Below are 20,766 nucleotides of genomic sequence, written 5' to 3' on the forward strand. Positions count from 1 at the left end.
ATTGATACACAACAACTAAGAATTTTTATCATATGAGTATATTATTACGCAACAAAATTTTAGTAATCATATTATTCCTTGGTGGAGTAATTTATAGCCAAGAAACTGTTCCTTTTTCTAATAGGATATCGTTTCCTAACATAAAAGGAAATCTTACTGTTACTGGGAATGATATTGTGGGGGTTATTGAAGATGCAAATGGCACTAGCTTTACCAATCCAAACAGAAGTTATAACGGTACTGATAACAATGGTAATAATGTTACTGCTTATATCGATGTGGATAACGACCCAACCACCTTTAGTTCTAGTGAAGCAGCCTTAACAGTGCCACGACAAGATTGTAGCCAGTTGGTATATGCTGGATTGTATTGGTCGGCGAATTATTATATGGCTAGAGTAAATACTCCAGTTAATTTTGCGGAAAATGAGATAGCTTCCAATTCAAATACAGGAACGGCATTCATTGTTAACAATGGTCCTTTGGCTCAGCAGTATGTAGTTAGAAACTCGGAGTTTGATAATGATACTTCGGATATCGAGCGTAGTCCTGTTTCTTCCTATCTGGTGGTTGCTCAGCCTGTAAATGGATGTGGTATTACAAATGTAACAGAGTTATCGGGTAATATTGCTGTAGTACAAGATGGAGGTAGTTGTTCTCTACGAGAAAAAGTTGTAAATGCTCAGAATGCTGGTGCTGTAGGTGTCGTTATTGTTAATGATAATGGATTGCTACCAAGAATGATAGGAAATGGACCAGCGATTAATATTCCATCGGTTTCTATAGGAAATGATGATATTAATAATGCTAATTTCACTAATGGGAATTTAATTTCATTACTTCAATTGGAAACTAGTGTTGTGTTAGCAACGTTGTCATCAAGCGGTGCTGATGATTGGATTTCTAATCTGCCCCTTACAGATCCAAGAAAACAAGGTCCAGCGGATTTTAGAAATATAAAATTCAAAGTACCAGGAGGTTCTTATGCAGATGTAACAGCAAGTAGTGTTGTATTTGATGGATATCGCAACACACCTACAAATCCATTGGGGAATGCAGCGAATGATGAGGTGCCTTATGTATGTTATGCTGATGTTACGTCCTTGTTAGACTCCGATAACCCATTTGGTACGTATACAGTGGCGAATATGAATGCTACGCAAGGTTTTACCAGTAGTGGTGATGCAGCTTGTGGAGGATGGGTATTGGTTGCTGTTTATGAAGATTCTAGAGATCAGAATAGATTTATTAGTGTAAGCGATGGGTTTGCACAGATATTTAGTGGAAATGACCCAATAGAATTTAGTTTTAGTGGATTTACCACTCCCCCAGGCAATCAACCAGTAGATGTGCGTTATGCTGTAGCGTCTTTGGAAGGAGATAAAAATTTAAATGGAGACCAACTGCGAATTCTAAGTACAAATAATAATCTAATAGCTTTAGGAGAAAGTTTGGGAACAGTAAATCCATCCGATAACTTTTTTAATAGTTCTATTTCTTCAGATGGTGCTTTTATTACTCAGAGAACACCAAATTCAGAAAATACTCAAGGATTCGATATAGATATTTTTGATCTGCCAAATGATAATAATGTTCTCGTAGGTAATGCACAGACTTCAGCTACGTTTAATATGATGACGGATCGAGATCGATTTAGCGTGTTTTTTAATTCATTTGCAGTTACAATAATGGAGCCTGAGCTTAGAATTGTTAAAAGAGTGTATGATACTGATGGTGTAACTAATATTACGGGTGGTAACGTAGAGTTAGGGGATGAGATATTCTATGATTTGGAAATAGAAAATATTGGAAGCGAAGATTTTGTTGATGGATCCGTTACTATAACAAGTAAACTACCTGATAACACAAATCTACTTGAAGTTGTAGATGCTAGTTTACCTCCTGGAGTGACTTATATAGAAGAGTCACCAGGCGTTTTACAATTTAGTATTCCTTCTAGTATAGTGGAGTCATCTAATCAAGATACACCAATCTTTATAAGATATAAGGCGGCAATAGTTTCAGGTTGTTCTGAATTAAGAGAAGAATGCTCTAGTGAAATTATAAATGAAGTATCTGCTTCTTATACTGGATTGTTTTCTGGAGTAAGCGCGCAAACTAGTAGTATCTCTGGAGTTGGAGTTTGTGGAGAAGCTATTGCAGATATACCTAATATTTTGATTAACGTTCCTCCATGTGAAAAGGACATCAAGGTTTGTAGTGAAGAAATTATACTAGAAGCAAAAACTGGTTTTGATCAATATACATGGTCTGGACCAGGGATTACAACTCCAATAGTTACTCAGGTCAACTTTTTACAAATTCAGAACCCATTGTCTGGAGTTTATAGCGTTATTAAAGAAGATATTGATGGTACTCAACCACAATGTTTAACTGCAACAGAGATTTTTAATGTTGAGGTTTTATTCGAAACAATTCAAAATCCAGTACTAGCTTATGTTAATGGAATCGATGTTACCGCAGAAGAATGTAATTTTACTTCTATTCCACAAATATCATTATGTGGAGATCAAAACTTTTTAATAGAAACAAATTTTGATACATCCAGTCTAACAAGTATTTCTTGGCAGCGATTAATTCCTTCAGGAGCTTGCGTATCAGATCCAAACGATCCATGCTCTTTGTTAAATAATAACTGTACTGATCTTAATTGGGAAGAATTGCCAGAAGGGAATACTCCTAATTATACAGTAAGTGATGCAGGTGATTATAGAATTGTTGCCGAATTTGATAGTGGATGCCTTATACCATTCTATTTTGGAGTGATCAAAAACGATTTTGAATTAGATCTAACTATGAATCCAATTCAATGTGATATAGAAGGAAGCGTTAACGTAATTAGTGTACCTGAAAATTTTGCGTTTAGTTTAACTTCAGGAGGTCCATACACAAATACGACAGGGGTTTTTCCAATTGCCACTGCAGGTGATGTTACCGTTTACGCAATCGATACAATTTTTCCTCAATGCGAATATACAGCAGTTATTAATGTACCTAGTATTGATCCAGTAGTATCCGTAACCGGTGTAGATCCGTTATGTGGAGAACAGTTTGGTAAAATAGAAGTAAGTATTGTAGATGGAACACCTCCCTATACATTTACGTTAGAAGGAATAACCCAAATAGGACCTACACAGGATAACACCGTTGTATTTGATAATTTAAATGGAGGAGATTATCAGGTTCAGGTTTTGGACGCTAATCAATGTGAAACTTTCGAAAGTGTTACTATTAATCAAGAATCTTCGATAATACTGGAGGTTTCTAACATTATAACACCTGTAACTTGTGGTGGATCTACGATTGTAACAGATTTGGGATCAATAGATCTTGAAATTACGGGTGGAATAGGGGATTATGTGTATACTTTAGTAGAAGCGAGTAATCTTTTTGTGAGACCTCTAATTCCGGCAGTTACAATTTCGGCAAATCCAATTCAAACTACATCTACAGAGGTTCGTTTTGAAGGACTTAATTTTGGAGAATATTATATTTTGGTGAGTAACACGGGTGATACCACTGAGTGTAGTCAGGTAACCTTTGGACCTTACGATATAGCATCACCACCTGATGATATACTAACCACAATTACGGTGTCTGCTTCCTGTGCACAAGGAGTTTCTTTAGAGATTATGGTTCAAGGAGGCTCAGGAATTGCTCCACCAACCAACCCACCTCCTGGTTTCGATATACGACTTGTTGGAGAATCAAGCCCTGGTCTTGGAAACTTTATACCACTTAATGATTTAGCTGGTGGATCTACCGCAGTGGATGCCAATACACCAATTAGAGATCATCTATATGAAGGATTAGCTTTTCATAGAAGCTATACAATAGAGATAAGAGATAATATTACTAATTGTATATATAGAGAAGAGATTTCTCCAATTATCCCTCCATTTGGACCAGATATTGTGAATTTTTCAATTACCGATGATATTTGTAATCAAGTACCTGGTTTTGGCTCTGGAAAAGTTGATTTTGAAATTTCTGGATATGATCCTTCTGTATCACAACTTTCTTGGGAAATCTTTGATCAAGTAACAAATGTATCTTTAGGAATAGATTTTACAGGGAATAGTACTAATGTTTCCGGGTCAAATATTCCTGTAGTGATTTCAGGTTTACCAAAAGGTCAGTTTTATGCGCTAGTTAGAGAAGATGATGGAACTATGTGTCCCGCAAGAAAAGATTTTGAAATTTTATCATCGGATATCGCAATTCCTATTACAGCTGATGTTGCAATTACTCAAGATTATAGTTGTAGTGCATCCGGTAGTATAAACGAACCGCAATTTGGAGAAATTACTGTTTCTAATCCAACAGGAGGAAATGGTCAGTACGAGTATAGTTTGGATGCTATAAATTGGTCAACAAATAATCAATTTACAGGGTTGATCGATGGTGTATATTCTATATTTATTAGAGATACAAATACAATAAATTGCCCTGTAAGTTTAGGAGAAATCACTATAGACCCACTTAATCAAGTTATTGATCTTGATTTTTCTGCTTCTGAATTTTTATGTGACAACCCACTTATTACAATTACCCTTACACCTACAGGAAATGGTGGTTCAGATAATTTTGAATATAGAATAAGTGATCCAGTGTTAACTCCTTGGCAATCTTCAGAAGTATTTGTAGATCTAGAACAAGGAAATACCTATACTTTTGAGGCGCGAACAGAAGATAGTTGTGTTTATTCAGAAGATTACACAATAAACTCTATTGATCCACTTCAAGGAACATTGACAATAAATAGTGACGTTCCATGTTTTGGAGGAACAGGTGGAATTGTTAGATTAGCTGTTTCTGGTGGAATACCTCCGTATTCTTTCACATCTTCTATAAATCCTGCATTGTTTTATACGGATAGCTCGGATGGAATAGAAGGAGAACATACTTTTGTTGATATTCCTGCTGGATCTCATGAATTCTTAGTTCAAGATAGTCTAGGGTGTAGTTTTATTATACCCGCTATGATTTTTCAACCATCAGCAATTGTAATATCGAATGAAAGTAATGGAATAGGGGAAATTATTGTGGATGCTTCAGGAGGAACACCTCCATATTCATATGAACTGCTAGCTGCTGATGGGGTAGAAGTAATTTTTCCGATACAAGGAAGTAATAGCTTTTTAGTAGATTCTTCAGGGGATTATATCGTTAGGGTATTAGACGCGAATAATTGCGAAAGTAGCGAACCTATTACGGTAGAAATTAATGATGATAACCCTCTTATCGATAACGCAGATGAAATTCTTTTTTGTGCTCTCACAGGACAAAGCTACCCTGTAATTAATATAGTAAATGAGAATGGAGAGGTTGTCGATGTGCCATTTACCAATGTATTATCAATTGTATGGCAGCAATTGGACGAGATTAATTGTAATGTTTCTTTTGATGAGAATTGCCCAACAACCGATGATAGTTGTAGTTCTGATTGGTTTGATATCGAAATAGGTCAAAATTGTACAATTACGGAGTCTGGTCAATATAGAGTAGTTATTACTTTCATTACAAGATCAAAAAGGCAAAGTATCAAAACATATTATTTTAGAGCGGATACAAACACATTAAGCGTGGATGAAGAAGAGATTTCCAAAATTAACTTTTATCCTAATCCAGCAAATGCATTAGTAAATATTAATGCAACTGTAAAAACGGTGAGAGTTTTTGATATGTCAGGGAAACAAATTTTAGAAACGAATCAAAACACCTTTAATATAAGCCATTTAGAAAGTGGAGTATATTTTACAGAAATTGAAACTGTTTCAGGCGGTAGGAAAATTGTAAAATTACTAAAGGAATAAAAACAAACTAAATATAGAACGAATAGAAAGAGCATCCAGTGGATGCTCTTTCTATTTTATTAAGAGTGCACTACGTATAGTCCAAACACAGCTACTATAAAATAACAAGTGATGGTTAGTGCGCCTTGGTAATCTTTTGCCACTCTTTGTCCAAAAAGAAGCATTAATAGCGTAATACAGGCTAAAAACATTGCAGTGATAGCAAAACTTGTTTGATTATCAGAAATCAATTGATAGATACCTAAAACACAAAATACAGCGGTAACAACTTCGATAAGCAGAACGGTTCCTAAAAGTAACGGGACTAAATTCGCCAAGAAAGTGGCCGAGAAATGCTCTTTTAACCAACTAAGGTTTCCTTTCCAGTCAACTAATTTATCAATACCAGATTGTAAAAAGGTGATTAAAAGGAATAATAAAATAGTGATGGAGACAATGTGAGTCATAAAATTATCCATAAGCCGAATTTGTTTTTGATGTGTAAAAAAGTCTAAAATCGTAATAAACGATAACAATAAAAAATATTAGTAAGAACCTTATGCAGGCTTTTTATGCAGTAACCTTGTAAGTTTAATAGATAGGTCTGTTAAAATAATTTTAGCATTTCCATTTCTTTCTATGTGATAAATAGCATCCTGAAGCTCTTTACTGATATCCATAATATTAGCACCATGAATAAATGGAGCAAAATTTTGAAGTTTAAAACCATTGGTTTTAGGTTCTAAAAACACAAGATCCTCAGCTCCATAATTTAGCAACAATGCTTGTCTAAAAAAATCAAGGCAATAGTTTAAAAATTTTTTTTGTGTTTCTCGTCCAGCACCAGCAATAGACTCACTCCATTTTATTAAATCATTGACAGCAGATTTATTTCCTTTGGCTCTAAAAGCTGTTCGTACCCATTGTATAAACCAGTCTTCAAACTGTTCATCACCACCATCTTGATGTAATAAATGTAACGCTTTATTATAATCACCATTCGCCTGATGCGCTATTTTTAATGCTTCAGTATCGGAAATATTTTCCGAGGTTTTTAGTGCATCTTGTATGACTTGCTCTCCCAATGGAGGGAAATGTAATACCTGACATCTGGATCTAATAGTCTGTATAATTTGTTCTTCTTTTTCAGTAATAAGAATAAAAACAGTTTTTTCGGGTGGCTCTTCTATCAATTTCAGTAGTTTGTTAGAAGCAGCAATATTCATTTTATCAGCCATCCAGATGAGCATCACTTTATAACCACCTTCATAACTCTTTAAAGAGAGTTTTTTAACTACTTCTAGTGCTTCATCCACACCTATTTGACCCTGCTTTTTTTCGATTCCAAGTAAAAGGTACCAATCAAATATACTTCCGTAAGGTGTTTCTTTAACAAAGGTTCTCCACTCTTCTGCAAAATGATTTGCAGTAGGATGCTTTTTAACCTTATCATTAGTAGCCACAGGATAAGCAAAATGTAAGTCTGGATGTGCTAAGTGATTAAATTTTACATTGCAGGCTTGGTTGCCTCCAGTGTTTTCACCTTCTGTATTTTGACATAGGATATATTGGGCATAGGCAATCGCCATGGGTAAAGTCCCACTTCCACTAGATCCTACAAAAAGCTGTGCATGAGGAATACGACCCCTTTCTACACTGGTAGTAAGATAACTTTTGATGTGTGTAAGCCCTAATATTTCTGAAAAAAGCATAAGGCAAATATAAATTAATAATGTTCAATTTGTATGGATGATGAAGGATATAAATGGAATGTGATTTTTTCATTGAAAACCATCTTTTTGCTAAAAATCGATAAAAGTGGAAGTTTGAGGAAAAATACCATCATTTTTTACCATAGTTTTTAAGGTTTTTGACGAAATAAAATTATTTTCGTTTGCGAAAAATCAATCCAATCTGATGAAACGAAGATTAAGAAATTTAAAAATTGATTTTTAAAAGAGAATAGTTAAATTTTTTAATGAGAGAACGAAGTGGTTACACACGTTCTCAATTTTATAATTAAATTAAAACAATTACTAAAATTTAAACGTGTGAAAACAATAAATGATTTCAATTTCGAAAATAAAAAAGCATTAGTTCGAGTAGATTTTAATGTTCCCCTAGATGAAAACTATAAAGTAACTGATAATACTAGAATACAAGCCGCCAAACCAACTATTATTAAGGTTTTAGAAGATGGTGGTAGTGCAGTATTGATGTCCCACTTAGGTCGCCCAAAAGGAGTACAAGAAGAGTTTTCATTACGCCATATTATCGAAGAGGTGGCAGACGTAATAGGTGTACAAGTAAAATTTGCAGCTAATTGTGTTGGAAAAGAAGCAGAAGACGCCGTTGCGCAATTAAATCCAGGTGAAGTATTGCTATTAGAAAATCTTCGATTCCACAAAGAAGAAACTGCTGGTGATGCTGGTTTTGCAGAAGAACTTTCAAAATTGGGAGACGTTTATGTAAATGATGCGTTTGGAACTGCTCATAGAGCACACGCGTCTACAACAATTGTTGCTCAGTTTTTCCCAGAAAATAAATGCTTTGGAAACTTACTTGCAAAAGAGATAGATAGTATTGACAAAGTACTAAAAAGTGGAGAAAAACCAATAACAGCTGTTCTTGGTGGATCTAAAGTTTCTTCAAAGATTACAATTATAGAAAATATCTTGGACAAAGTGGATAATCTAATTATTGGTGGTGGTATGACCTATACCTTTATCAAAGCTCAAGGAGGACAAATTGGAGATTCTATTTGTGAAGATGATAAACAAGAATTGGCTTTAAATATTCTTAAACAAGCGGAAGAAAAAGGTGTTCAAATACATCTACCAGTAGATGTAATTGGCGCAGATGCATTTGATAATGGCGCAAACACAAAAGCCATGAGTGTTGATGCAATTCCGGATGGATGGCAAGGATTAGACGCTGGACCAGAAACACTAAAGAATTTTCATCAGGTAATATTGAATTCTAAAACGATACTTTGGAATGGTCCATTAGGGGTTTTTGAAATGGAAAACTTTGCAAACGGAACCATTGCTTTAGGACATTCCATTGCAGAAGCAACCCAAAATGGAGCTTTCTCTCTAGTAGGAGGTGGAGACTCTGTAGCTGCAGTGAAGCAATTTGGTTTTGGAGACAAAGTTAGTTATGTTTCAACTGGTGGTGGAGCTATGTTAGAAAGTTTGGAAGGAAAAACACTTCCGGGTATTGCTGCGATAGGAAATTAACAAAAGGCATAAAACCCTGTAAGAAAAGTCTTAATAAATACAAAAGTTATTAAAAATCAGTCACTTCGACTGATTTTTTTGTGTTTTTAACTTGTTGATTTTTTGGATTTTAGAAAAAAAATACGATTTTCGCAGCAGTGTTGTTAATAACTTGTACAAACATTATATAAATCGCTCCAAAATATACGTTAATTGGAGTACTCGTAAACAATATTCGAAATGATAAAAAATTGTTGGTTATACCTTGGTTTTCTTTTTTGTATGGCTTCTTATAGTCAGGATACTATTCCGACTTCAATGTCTAATTCAGAAGCTTCCAAAACATTAAAATTGAATAAAGAACTAACAGTTAAAAAAAATACTATTAGGGTAATAGATACCGTTCAAACGACTACCACCGTAGGTGAGCTGAAAACTACCACCTTTACCAAAACAAGTGTAAAAGATAGTGTACAATATACAATCGAAGATCATCCTCAATTAGCAAAATTAGACTCTATCTGGAAACAGGAAATGTATAATTCTAGTTTGTTTGATACCATTTATAAATCGGTTACTGAGTTAACGTATGAACCAGTGGAGTATGTTGATCTTCCAACGGATACACTAAAAGCTAGGTTAGCCGAATTAAATGCTCGAACTCCCTTTAATGTAGAATATAATCCTTCTTTAGAGAGCGTGATAAAAAGATATCTAAAGAATAGACATGAGCATTTAGAAAGACTTATGGCATTGAGTGAGTTTTATTTTCCATTATTCGAACAGGAATTAGACAATCAGAATATTCCTTTAGAAATAAAATATTTAGCCATTGTTGAGTCTGCATTAAAACCTAGAGCAAAATCTAGAGTAGGTGCTACAGGATTATGGCAGTTTATGTTTGGAACAGGAAAAATGTTTGGATTAGAAGTAAGTTCATATGTAGATGAACGTATGGATCCTATTATGGCTACACAAGCTGCTTGTAAATATTTAGCCAGTTTGTACCGTGTCTTTGGAGATTGGGATCTTGCGTTGGCTTCTTATAACTCAGGACCAGGGAATGTAACCAAAGCGATTAGAAGAAGTGGAGGATACACCAATTATTGGAATATTCGTCATAACTTACCGAGAGAAACTGCAGGATATCTACCAGCATTTTTGGCTACGATGTACATTTTTGAATATGCCGAAGAACATGGATTTAAACCTAAAAAACCTGAATTTGCTTATTTCGAAACTGATACCATAAAGGTAAAGCAAATGATTACTTTAGATCAGGTATCTGAAGTTATGGATATTGATATCGAAGAGTTACAGTTTCTAAACCCTTCTTATAAATTAGATATCATCCCACACATAAAAGATGAAAACTACGTGTTGAGATTACCACTGGATCAAGTTGGTAAATTTGTATCTAATGAAGATCAAATCTATGCATTAGCACAAGAAGAATTTAATAAAAGAGAAAAGCCTCTTCCTAAGTTTTTTGAGGCTAATGATCGTATTCGATATAGAGTACGTAGTGGGGATTATCTAGGAAGAATTGCTCGTAGATATGGTGTACGAGTAAGCCAGATAAAACGTTGGAATGGATTAAGAAGTAATAATCTTAGAATCGGACAACGACTTACAATTTATCCAAGAAGGCCAGTAATAGATAGACCTAAAAAAAGCACTTCTAAAAAAGCTGTTGCCACAGTTAATACTGGTAGTTCAGAAACATATACCGTAAAATCAGGAGATACCTTATGGAGCATTTCTCAAAAGTTTAAAGGAATTTCTGTAGAAAATCTCAGAAGCTGGAATAACATCAGCGGAACCGGTATAAAACCGGGAATGAAGCTGAAGCTTTCTAAATCTTAAAATTTCTTATTAATAATCTCTTACTAAATATATGAAAAGACTATTATTAATAGTAGCGTCCTTTATTGTTATAACCAGCTGTAATAGTGGTGATGATAGAATTGAAGAAAAAAATTGCTGTTCGCAGGATTCATATGTTATTGAAGTAAACAATCTGCCAGAAGGTAAAGATATTGAAGCTCCACAATATTTTACTCCGAATGGAGATGGATTTCATGATATCTATTACTTCTCAGGCTTGGAAGAGTTTCCGAACAATTCGGTTAAGTTTTTTCTAAATGAAAATTTGGTTTTTGAAGCAGATAGCTTTAGTATTGAAGATAGTCAGAGTTTTAGCCAAACTATTATAAACGAAGATTTTGATACTCGAGTATATAGGTTTGAACTAGAAATAGATGAAGGAAATATCTTTAAAGCGATAGGTTATATATGTGCAATTAAGGTTCGTACAAATGAAATCAGTTGTCGTTTAGAAGACCCTGAAGACCCAGACCCTGTTATTCTTGATTAAGCAAGATTTTAATATTTCACAATACATTGGAACGGTTTATGATGTTATAACCAGAACTATTTTGGTTATCTAGATAGTATTTTTTTAATATTACCTTATCCCAAGTATATTTGTATTATGAAAAAACTTACACTCATCATATTTTCAGCTGTATGTCTGTTTAGCTGCAAAGAAACTAAAAAGGATTCTTCAGAAAAGATAAATGGTTCACTTGCCCAATCAATCGGTAAAATTAATGAACTAGCCGTAGTTGTTGATAACGATATATGGGCTGGTAGCTTAGGAGACTCTATACGTAAATATTTCGGGGCAGAAGTACCAGGTCTTCCTCAAGAAGAGCCTTTATTTTCTATGAAACAAATTCCCTCTGATGCCTTTACAGGATTATCCAGAAGATATCGATTGTTCCTAAAAGTTCAGCAAGGAGATGAGTCAAAGGTATATCGAGCTAATAACAAATATGCCACACCTCAATTAGGATATGTGATTACGGGAACAACTGATGAGGAGATTGTTAAACTAATCCGAGAACGATCGGCAGATATCGTTGCTAATTATAAGAAAGTAGAGACAAAAGAGAAGCAATATCGAATTAAAAAATCCTTAGAATATATTCCTCAATTAAAGGAAAAAATGGGAATTACACTAAAGATGCCTTCTGCCTACAGAATTGCTAAAGAAGAGGATAAGTTCTTTTGGTTACGAAAAGATGTGACCAATGGGGATATGAATTTGATGATTTATGAATTACCTATGAGAACTGTACCCAAAGATTCCAATACGATAGCCAAAATTATACAGATAAGAGACTCAGTGGGTATGCTGAAAATACCGACAAATTCCGGGAAGTTTATTACGGAAAAGGCGTATGCTCCATATTTATATGAAACCACGTTAGATGATAAATTTACGTTTGAAACAAAAGGTACTTGGGAAATAAAAGATCGATATATGGCAGGTCCATTTGTAAATTATGTAATAGATGATATCGCTAATAATAGACAATTGGTGATCGAAGGGTTTGTATTAGCACCATCGGTAAGAAAAAGAGATTATATGTTCGAATTAGAAGCAATTATTAAGAGTATAAAATTCGAATAGAAATTAGTAACACTATGAGTATTAAAAAAGCCTTCATTCTCAATGAAGGCTTTTTTAGTTTATACCCTTTGTTAATTTAATCCGTTTTATGTAATAAAATTTCGTAATAAAGTTTTGAGGTGCAATAAGTACTGGCTTTTTCTTTATTTCAGCATAGTAGTTTATTCTGAGCTTGAGGGCTATGGTTAGATCAAAAAAAGTAGTGAAGTGGTAGTATTTGCAGTAGCTCAAAGATAGAATAGGTTTTCTACTGCATAAAAAGGGTTTAACGTAATAACTCACGATAAGATACACTTATTTAAGAAAAAATGAACTTACGGAATTCCGTAAGAAGTTACCGAGTAGATGCTATAGTTTTGCCAAGCCTTATAATAGAGGTTTCTCTCTTTTAACAGTAGATAACAATTTTGAAATGTTAAAATTTCAAGTTTATGGTAACAACTTATTTTAAATAGACATATAAGAGTAGAGATTTTTTTTAAATCAATTATAAACAAAAAAGTAAAATAACAAACAATCAGTAAGTGGTTAACAAATGAAAACCACTAAAAATATAATTGGGGAATGCTTTGTATGATTACCTATGCAACAAGTATTGCATAAGTCAACAAACCTCAACAGAAGTTAAATGAATTAAGAGGTACCATTGTATTAAACTGGAATGCGATATCTTTGAATTTTATGGATAAACATATTCCGAAAGAAAATATATAGTGGATTACTTTTAAAAAAAGAGTGTAATTACATAAGATGATACTAACAAGATCAAATATAATATTTAGCCTCATACTTACCTTGCTTATAAGTGCCAGTATCTCGGCGCAATATCAGATTACTATAGATGCGTTTGTAAAGGATAGCAGTACTCAACAACCAATACCTTTTGTTAATGTTGGATTTATAGGAAAAGGAATTGGGACAGTAAGTGATCAGGATGGACGCATTTTTCTTCAGTATGATGAAGGGAATCTGAAACCAAGCGATATCATACAGTTCTCTAGCTTAGGATTTGAAACCGTGCAGTTGTCCATAAATCAGATGTTCGAAATGCTCACAAAAAGCAACACCATCTTTATGAAACCAACAGTTTATGAGTTGGAAGCTGCTGAGGTAGTAGCAGAAAAAAGAAAGAAAAAAACTATTGGAAATGCTTATGAACATACTGGAATCATTGGATATTGGAAAGAAGCACAAGCCTTAGGAGGAGAAATTGCTACAAGAATCAGAGTAAGGCATAAAAACACTAAACTATTAAAACTTAAATTCCATATTCATGAGAATATATCCGATAGTCTTTTAGTACGGGTTAATATATATGAATCTAAAAAAAGAAAACCAGGCAAAAACATATTAACAAGTAATATTTATCACACGATTACGAAAAAGAAAGGAGAAGAAACCATTGATCTTTCTAGATATAACATTAGAGTGCATGATGATATTATAGTAAGTCTGGAGTTAATCAAGGTATATGGAAAGGAAATAGAATTTTCGATCAGCGCTTCTCCAGTGGGAAGGTCATATTTGCGATATATAAGTCAAGATGTTTGGAGAAATTTTAGAAACGTAGGAATGGCGTTTAGGTTAGACATCTCGTACCCTGGTGGAAAGGAAAAATTAAAGAAACGAGAGACTCCAAAAAACATAGTAATGTATTGGGATACATCAATGTCAGCTTCTAAAAATGATGTGGATAAAACTATAGAGTTTCTTAAAAAGTATCTAAAAAAGATAAAAAACACCACTATCACTTTTGTTACTTTTTCTGAAAAAATCCATAAACAGCAACAATTTAGTATACAAAAGGGAAATGGCGATGAGCTATTCAAAGTAATTCGAGAACTAAGCTATAACGGAGCTACAAATTTTGAAGTATTATTTAAAGAAGAAGCACTACCAGATCAGTATCTGGTAATTAGCGATGGGTATGCTAATTACGGCAAATCAAATGTCATGTATGATGTCCCGGTTTTTTATATCAATCATATGGCCGATGCAAATGACCAATCATTGCAAAAAGCAGCAATACTAAGCGAGGGATATTATATCAATCTAAACAAAATTAGTGCAGATTTAGCAATCTCAAACATTTTAAATGAGGTAGATGATACCGTTATCTATGATAATGACAACACAGAAGAACTGGTTAGCGGGATAGTATCTTCTAATGGTGTACCAGTGCAAGGCTGTAAAGTATCCGTAAAAGGAAGTTTGATTCAGACATCTACAAATGCGCAAGGAGCATTTACTATCAATGCTAAAAATCAAGATATCCTACGTTTTGAATTTTTTGGATTAATACCTCAAGAAATTACCTTGGATGCCAGAAAAACAATTTCCATCGATCTCACTTCACAGTATACTGTTTTAGAAGAAGTAGCAATTGATACTAAAAAAACATCTTCTAATGATGAAGAATTTGATACTGGTAGTCAAAAAATAAAGAAAAGAGCCTTAGGATATGCAACCTATACTTTAGAGGCGGATGAATTCCCTAAATCGGCTATTTATTTAGCGGATTTGATCCGAGGAAGATTTCCGGGAGTACAGGTATCAGGTTTTGGAAACGATGCTACCTATCTGATAAGAGGAAATAATTCATTTTTTAATGACAGACAGCCTTTGTTTGTGGTGGATGGCGCCATATTTCAGACAACACCTATATTTTTACAACCAGCCAATATCAAAAGAATATCAGTAATCAATGGTTTAGCAGGTGCTACACGGTATGGCGAAGCAGGAAGAGGAGGCGTTTTTATTATAACTACTACATTAGAAAATAATGTTAAAAATGAAACACCTGTAAATGATTTACTTGTAAAAGGAAATGATTACAATAAATCTACATTTTTACTAGATCAGAATAAAAATCGACCTTCTTATCTAGACACTCTATGGAATAGCACATCATATGTAGAAGCGAAAAAAGTATATTATGAATTAAGAAAAGAATATGAGACTAGTATACCGTTCTATATGTATTGCTCTTCATATTTTAAAATATGGGATATACCTTTTTCAAATGAGATCTTATCTAATATAGCAGAAATAGGACAGGATAATCCACAAGCATTAAGAGTGTTAGCTTTTTCGCTTGAAGCGAATAAAAAATACAAGCATGCAGAGGTAATTTACGAACGGATAAAGGTATTAGCACCTTATGAAGCACAATCGTATTTAGATTTAGCAAGAATTTATGCGGTCATAAAAAAATACCAACCAGCATTTGAGATTTATAAAAAAGTTTTAAGAAACGAAGAATCTGGAATAGATTTTAAAGGAGTAACCGAACAAGCAGAATCAGAAGTAAGACGATTATTGAGTTTATATAGAAATGAGATTACGTATCAGGATGTACCAAAAAGGTTTTTAAAGTTAAAAGAAGTTCCTGTAAGATTAGTATTTGAGTGGAATGACCCTCAATCAGAATTTGAAATACAGTTTGTTAATCCAAAAAATAAATTTTACGAATGGCAATATGAGTACAATAGTAATAAAGAAGAAGTATTGGCAAACATACAATCAGGTGTGTTTTCCAAAGAATTTACTATAGACAAGGCAATACCAGGACAATGGATTATTAACATTCAAGCCTTAGGCGAATTTTCTAAAATAAATCCTGGATATATAAAATATACGGTATATACAAACTACGGCACAACCTATGAAACTAAAAAAGTACAATGTATATCATTATACAATCAAAAGGAAAAGGTAACATTAGATAAAATTCCATTGTAATTATATAAACTTGGTTATAATATATTTTGGTTTTTTGACATAATGAATGATGAATTGTTGTAACACTTTTTGGTAAGGGTGTAATGCTTAACTCCAAATAGTTTATTATCGAATAAAAATAAATCAGATGAAGCTTAATACGTTTTGATTTTAGGCTACGTTTACAATATATTTAGCGGTTCAAAATATAATCCATGAATATTGTTTCTTATATCTCTAAACAGCTACCTATTTCCGAAAAGCAAATTTCTAAAACCATCGAACTATTAAATGATGGAGCTACAATTCCCTTTATTTCCAGATATCGTAAAGAAGCCACAGGAAACCTCGATGAGGTAGCAATAGGAGAAATTGTTAAGCATAAAACAGCGTTTGAAGCACTCCAAAAAAGAAAAGAAAGTGTTTTAGCATCGATAAAAGAACAAGATGCACTTACTGCAGAATTACAGAAACGGATAGAAGTTGCCCAAACGCTTTCTGAGGTAGAAGATTTATACCTTCCTTATAAGAAAAAGAGAAAGACAAAAGCTTCTGTTGCTAAAGAACAAGGGCTAGAACCTTTGGCAAAAGTGATCATGCAACAACGAGAGGAAGAAATCCTCTATGTTGCTTCACAATATCTTAATGATACAATTGTAAATGAAGAATTAGCCTTACAAGGTGCTAGAGATATTATAGCAGAGTGGGTTAATGAGGATGAAAAAGTAAGAAATAGACTAAGAAGGCTATTTCAACGCAAAGCCGCTATTACATCTACAGTAATTAAATCAAAAAAAGAAGATGAAGAAGCTCAAAAGTATCAACAGTATTTTGATTGGGAAGAACCGCTTCATAAATGTCCTTCGCATAGATTACTGGCAATATTAAGAGCCGAAAATGAAAAAATAGTAAGAGTTAAAATTACTGTTCCCGAGAATGATGCATTGGATATTATCGATGATGTTATGATAAAATCTAATGTAGAAGCATGTACAGACCAAATGTTTTTGGCAATTGCGGATGCTTATAAAAGATTATTAGCTCCTGCAATTTCTACAGAAGTATTGAACCAGTCCAAAGAAAAAGCAGATGATAATGCGATTAAAGTATTTGCTCAAAACCTAAAACAATTGTTATTAGCTTCTCCATTAGGACAGAAAAGAATATTAGCATTAGATCCTGGATTTAAATCAGGATGTAAGGTGGTTTGTTTGGATCAGCAAGGCGATTTATTACACAATGAGAATATATATCCACATCCTCCACAACGAGAAACCACCAATGCAATAAAGAAGATAAAATCACTGGTGAACGCTTATAAAGTTGAAGCCATTGCTATCGGAAACGGCACAGCGGCAAGAGAAACAGAGGCATTTATTAAGAAAATACCTTTCGAAAACCAAATTCAGGTTTTTATGGTAAATGAGAGTGGAGCTTCAGTATATTCAGCGTCTAAAATTGCCAGAGCAGAGTTTCCTAATTACGATGTTACGGTCAGAGGAGCTGTATCTATCGGAAGACGGTTAGCTGATCCATTGGCGGAATTGGTAAAGATTGATCCGAAAGCGATAGGAGTTGGGCAATATCAGCATGATGTAGACCAAACAAAACTCAAAAATGAATTGGATACTGTGGTAATGAGTTGTGTAAACAGTGTTGGTATCAATGTAAATACAGCAAGTGCCCCTTTATTAAGTTACGTATCCGGAATAGGAGAGAAACTTGCAGAGAATATTGTGAGCTACAGATCAGAAAATGGCGCATTACAATCTAGGGAAGAATTGAAAAAAGTTCCTAGGCTAGGAGGAAAGGCATATGAACAAGCAGCAGCATTTTTAAGAATAACAGAACCGAGTCACCCGTTGGATAATTCCGCTGTGCATCCAGAGCGATATAAGTTGGTTTCCAAAATGGCTAAAGATGTTGGAATACCGCTAAAAGAATTGATTGGTAATAAAACAGCAATTGCCAAAATTCAATTAAACAATTATACATCAGAAGATGTAGGCCTTCCAACATTAACCGATATTATTAAGGAATTAGAGAAACCTGGAGTAGATCCTCGAAAAAAGGCAACAATTTTTGAGTTTGATCCTAATGTAAAAACAATTAATGATCTCAAAACTGGAATGAAAGTACCTGGAATAGTAAATAACATTACTAATTTTGGATGTTTTGTAGATATTGGAATCAAGGAAAGTGGCTTAATTCATATTTCTAAATTGGCCAATGAATATATAAGTGATGTAAATGCCGTTGTACAGTTAAATCAGCAACTGATGGTAACTGTTTTGGATGTGGATTTAAATAGAAAGAGAATTCAATTGTCACTGGTAGATTAAATGTAGCTAGAATTAAAGCAAAAAAATACTCCTTTCGTTAGAAAGGAGTATCAACTATATTTTTTATATCTCTTTATTATGGTAACAAGCCCACAGTTGCGTTAGTAACAGTGCTTCTTGTGTTTTGTTCTTTGTTGATTATGTTAGTTAATCTTGTTGTCTTTTTAGTATCAGTATTAAAACCGTTTTTTTCTAATAAAAGGTTATAAAATTCTGTCTTAGTAGTATTAGTAACTTCTTTTTTATCTTCTTTGATAGTAATGTCAAAGTTATTCGCTTTAATTAATGCTTTGTAAAAATCTGTTTTAGAAGACTTTACTTCTATAGAAGTATTTGTAGTTTCTATTTGAGCAGTCTCTTGTGCTGAAATAGTAGCGAAAGAAAATAAAATTGCGATTGTAAAAAATATAGTTTTCATAGTTTGGGGCTTTATGAAGTTACTTGTTTGATATACTCAAAGTTAAGACGAAAAAACAGTGTCACAAAACATATGATAAACTTTTAGATAAAGTGGTTTTTAAATTCGATGAAATACACAAATTTTATGGTTTTACCGTAAAAACAAAATGCTTTTTGCCCTAATTTTCTGATTATCAAAGAACAATTATCCAATAAATCGGTACTTTTATTTCGCTAAAAAGTAAATTATCATAGACATACCGTTTTTTTACAAAAAATTAAGAACTGTAATTTTTGGATTACTTAAAATATTTGTAGTTACGTTAATTCCTAAATTGTAGATTGATCCTAAACTAAGAGGTAAAGGATTACAAAACTCAGATCAAATGGTAGATGTGATAAATGAATAAGAACCGATTTGGGCAGCTCGATTAGAATAGCTTACAATATATATACTACAAAAAAATGCCCAGCTTTCTAGCTGGGCATTTATATAATAGATAGTTGTAGAACTATTTATTTCTTTTCTTCAATCTTGTTAGGATCTTCATCTTCTTTAGAAGCATCTTTAAATTCTTTAATACCGCTTCCCAGACCTCTCATCAATTCTGGAATCTTCTTTCCTCCAAATAAAAGTAAAACTGCAGCAACAATTAGCGCAATTTGCCAAGGACCTAACATTCCTAAAAATATACTTAATGACACCATGTTCTTTAATTTAGATTACAAAGTTAACAAGATTTACCTAAAAATGACCTTTTTAAAGCACGAAAAGATAGTTTTAAGATAATATTCACAGCTTGTATCAGTACTATTCACTTCTAGATAACGTTTTAATATAAACTTTAGCATTTTTATCCGTTAAGAGAATATGTATATTTGCGTAACTAATGGAACTGCGGAGATAGCAGACTAATCTATGGCTAAAAAGAAAAAAGAACAAAAGAGAATTACTAAGAAGTTACTAAACAAATATAGATTAGTAATTCTTAATGAGGACACTTTTGAAGAACGAATATCTTTTAAACTTACTAGGTTAAATGTTTTTGTATTGACGAGTATAACATCGATTATTTTAATTTCATGCACGACTATTTTGATTGCATTTACACCATTAAGAGAATATATACCAGGATATTCTTCCACTTCTCTTAATCAAAAAGCTACGAGATTAGTATCTACAGCGGATTCCTTGGAAACGGTACTAGCAGTAAATCAAGAATACTACAATTCGATTAAGAAGGTACTAACTGGAGATGTAAAAACAGTTGAATTTGATATTGATTCTGCAGTACAATCACAAAAACTAAATCCTGATGAGGTAGATTTAAATCCTTCTGAGCAGGATATGCAATTACGAGAAGAAGTTTCTAGAGAAGATAAATATAGTCTTTTTGAAAGTGAAAAATCTAGTACTGATTTTTCGCTATTTCCTCCGGTAAAAGGTAGTGTGACGTCTGGTTATAATGTAAACGAAAGACATTATGCAATTGATGTAGCTGTGCCAAAAGATACCCCAATAAAGGCAGCGGCTGCCGGAACTGTAATTTTTGCCGAATGGACTGCTGAAACGGGACACGTTATTATTTTAGAACATGGAAACGGTTTACTTACCGTTTATAAACATAATGCGTCATTAACGAAACAACAAGGTGAATTAGTAAAAGCTGGAGAGGTAATCGCAACAGCGGGATCAACTGGAGAACTTACTACAGGTCCTCACCTGCATTTCGAGTTATGGAGAGATGGATACCCTACAGATCCGTCGAAATTTATTGATTTTGAATAAAAAC

At 33.5% G+C, this 20,766-nt stretch carries 12 protein-coding genes; 8 read left to right on the forward strand and 4 right to left on the reverse strand.

The genetic code is table 11. The features are described 5' to 3' along the window. The first annotated feature begins 32 nt into the window (after positions 1–32). Entirely contained in the window at positions 33–5,837 is a 5,805-nt protein-coding gene (locus tag ABD077_RS03540; protein WP_343910557.1) for a PA domain-containing protein, read from the forward strand. A 59-nt stretch (positions 5,838–5,896) separates the two neighbouring features. Here the strand turns inward: ABD077_RS03540 and ABD077_RS03545 are convergent, their stop codons facing one another. Both ABD077_RS03545 and ABD077_RS03550 read right to left on the reverse strand, forming a co-directional pair. Beyond that, positions 5,897–6,283: a DoxX family protein gene (locus ABD077_RS03545; protein WP_343910559.1), complete on the reverse strand. Its 387-nt coding sequence runs from the start codon at positions 6,281–6,283 to the stop codon at positions 5,897–5,899. 90 nt (positions 6,284–6,373) lie between these two features. After that, complete coding sequence (locus ABD077_RS03550) at positions 6,374–7,528, reverse strand: DNA polymerase III subunit (protein WP_343910561.1); 1,155 nt, start codon at positions 7,526–7,528, stop codon at positions 6,374–6,376. 339 nt (positions 7,529–7,867) lie between these two features. Between ABD077_RS03550 and ABD077_RS03555 the strand changes: the two genes are divergently transcribed. The 6 genes from ABD077_RS03555 (at position 7,868) to ABD077_RS03580 (ending at position 18,574) form a co-directional block, all read left to right on the forward strand. Next, positions 7,868–9,055 (forward strand): phosphoglycerate kinase, encoded by a 1,188-nt coding sequence (locus ABD077_RS03555; protein WP_343910563.1) that lies wholly within the window; start codon positions 7,868–7,870, stop codon positions 9,053–9,055. A gap of 219 nt (positions 9,056–9,274) precedes the next feature. Next, positions 9,275–10,900, forward strand: coding sequence for a LysM peptidoglycan-binding domain-containing protein (locus ABD077_RS03560; RefSeq protein ID WP_343910565.1), 1,626 nt, complete (start codon positions 9,275–9,277; stop codon positions 10,898–10,900). Between the two features lie 31 nt (positions 10,901–10,931). Further along, positions 10,932–11,411, forward strand: coding sequence for a T9SS type B sorting domain-containing protein (locus tag ABD077_RS03565; RefSeq protein ID WP_343910567.1), 480 nt, complete (start codon positions 10,932–10,934; stop codon positions 11,409–11,411). Positions 11,412–11,528: 117 nt separating this feature from the next. Next, a complete protein-coding gene (locus ABD077_RS03570) occupies positions 11,529–12,512 on the forward strand; it encodes a DUF4837 family protein (RefSeq protein ID WP_343910569.1) in 984 nt (327 codons plus the stop codon). A 750-nt stretch (positions 12,513–13,262) separates the two neighbouring features. Then, positions 13,263–16,253 carry a carboxypeptidase-like regulatory domain-containing protein gene (locus ABD077_RS03575; RefSeq protein ID WP_343910571.1) on the forward strand — a complete coding sequence of 997 codons (2,991 nt, stop codon included), beginning with the start codon at positions 13,263–13,265 and terminating at the stop codon, positions 16,251–16,253. 194 nt (positions 16,254–16,447) lie between these two features. Continuing rightward, positions 16,448–18,574, forward strand: a complete 2,127-nt coding sequence (locus tag ABD077_RS03580) for a Tex family protein (RefSeq protein WP_343910573.1) — start codon at positions 16,448–16,450, stop codon at positions 18,572–18,574. Positions 18,575–18,650: 76 nt separating this feature from the next. Here ABD077_RS03580 and ABD077_RS03585 read toward each other — a convergent pair whose 3' ends face one another. Beyond that, positions 18,651–18,992 (reverse strand): hypothetical protein, encoded by a 342-nt coding sequence (locus ABD077_RS03585; RefSeq protein WP_343910575.1) that lies wholly within the window; start codon positions 18,990–18,992, stop codon positions 18,651–18,653. A gap of 497 nt (positions 18,993–19,489) precedes the next feature. Further along, positions 19,490–19,681: a twin-arginine translocase TatA/TatE family subunit gene (locus ABD077_RS03590; protein ID WP_299609150.1), complete on the reverse strand. Its 192-nt coding sequence runs from the start codon at positions 19,679–19,681 to the stop codon at positions 19,490–19,492. A gap of 211 nt (positions 19,682–19,892) precedes the next feature. Here ABD077_RS03590 and ABD077_RS03595 point away from each other — a divergent pair, with 211 nt between their 5' ends. After that, positions 19,893–20,762, forward strand: coding sequence for a M23 family metallopeptidase (locus ABD077_RS03595; protein WP_343910580.1), 870 nt, complete (start codon positions 19,893–19,895; stop codon positions 20,760–20,762). Positions 20,763–20,766: the final 4 nt, after the last annotated feature.

The organism is Aquimarina litoralis (assembly GCF_039523995.1).
Classification (GTDB): domain Bacteria; phylum Bacteroidota; class Bacteroidia; order Flavobacteriales; family Flavobacteriaceae; genus Aquimarina; species Aquimarina litoralis.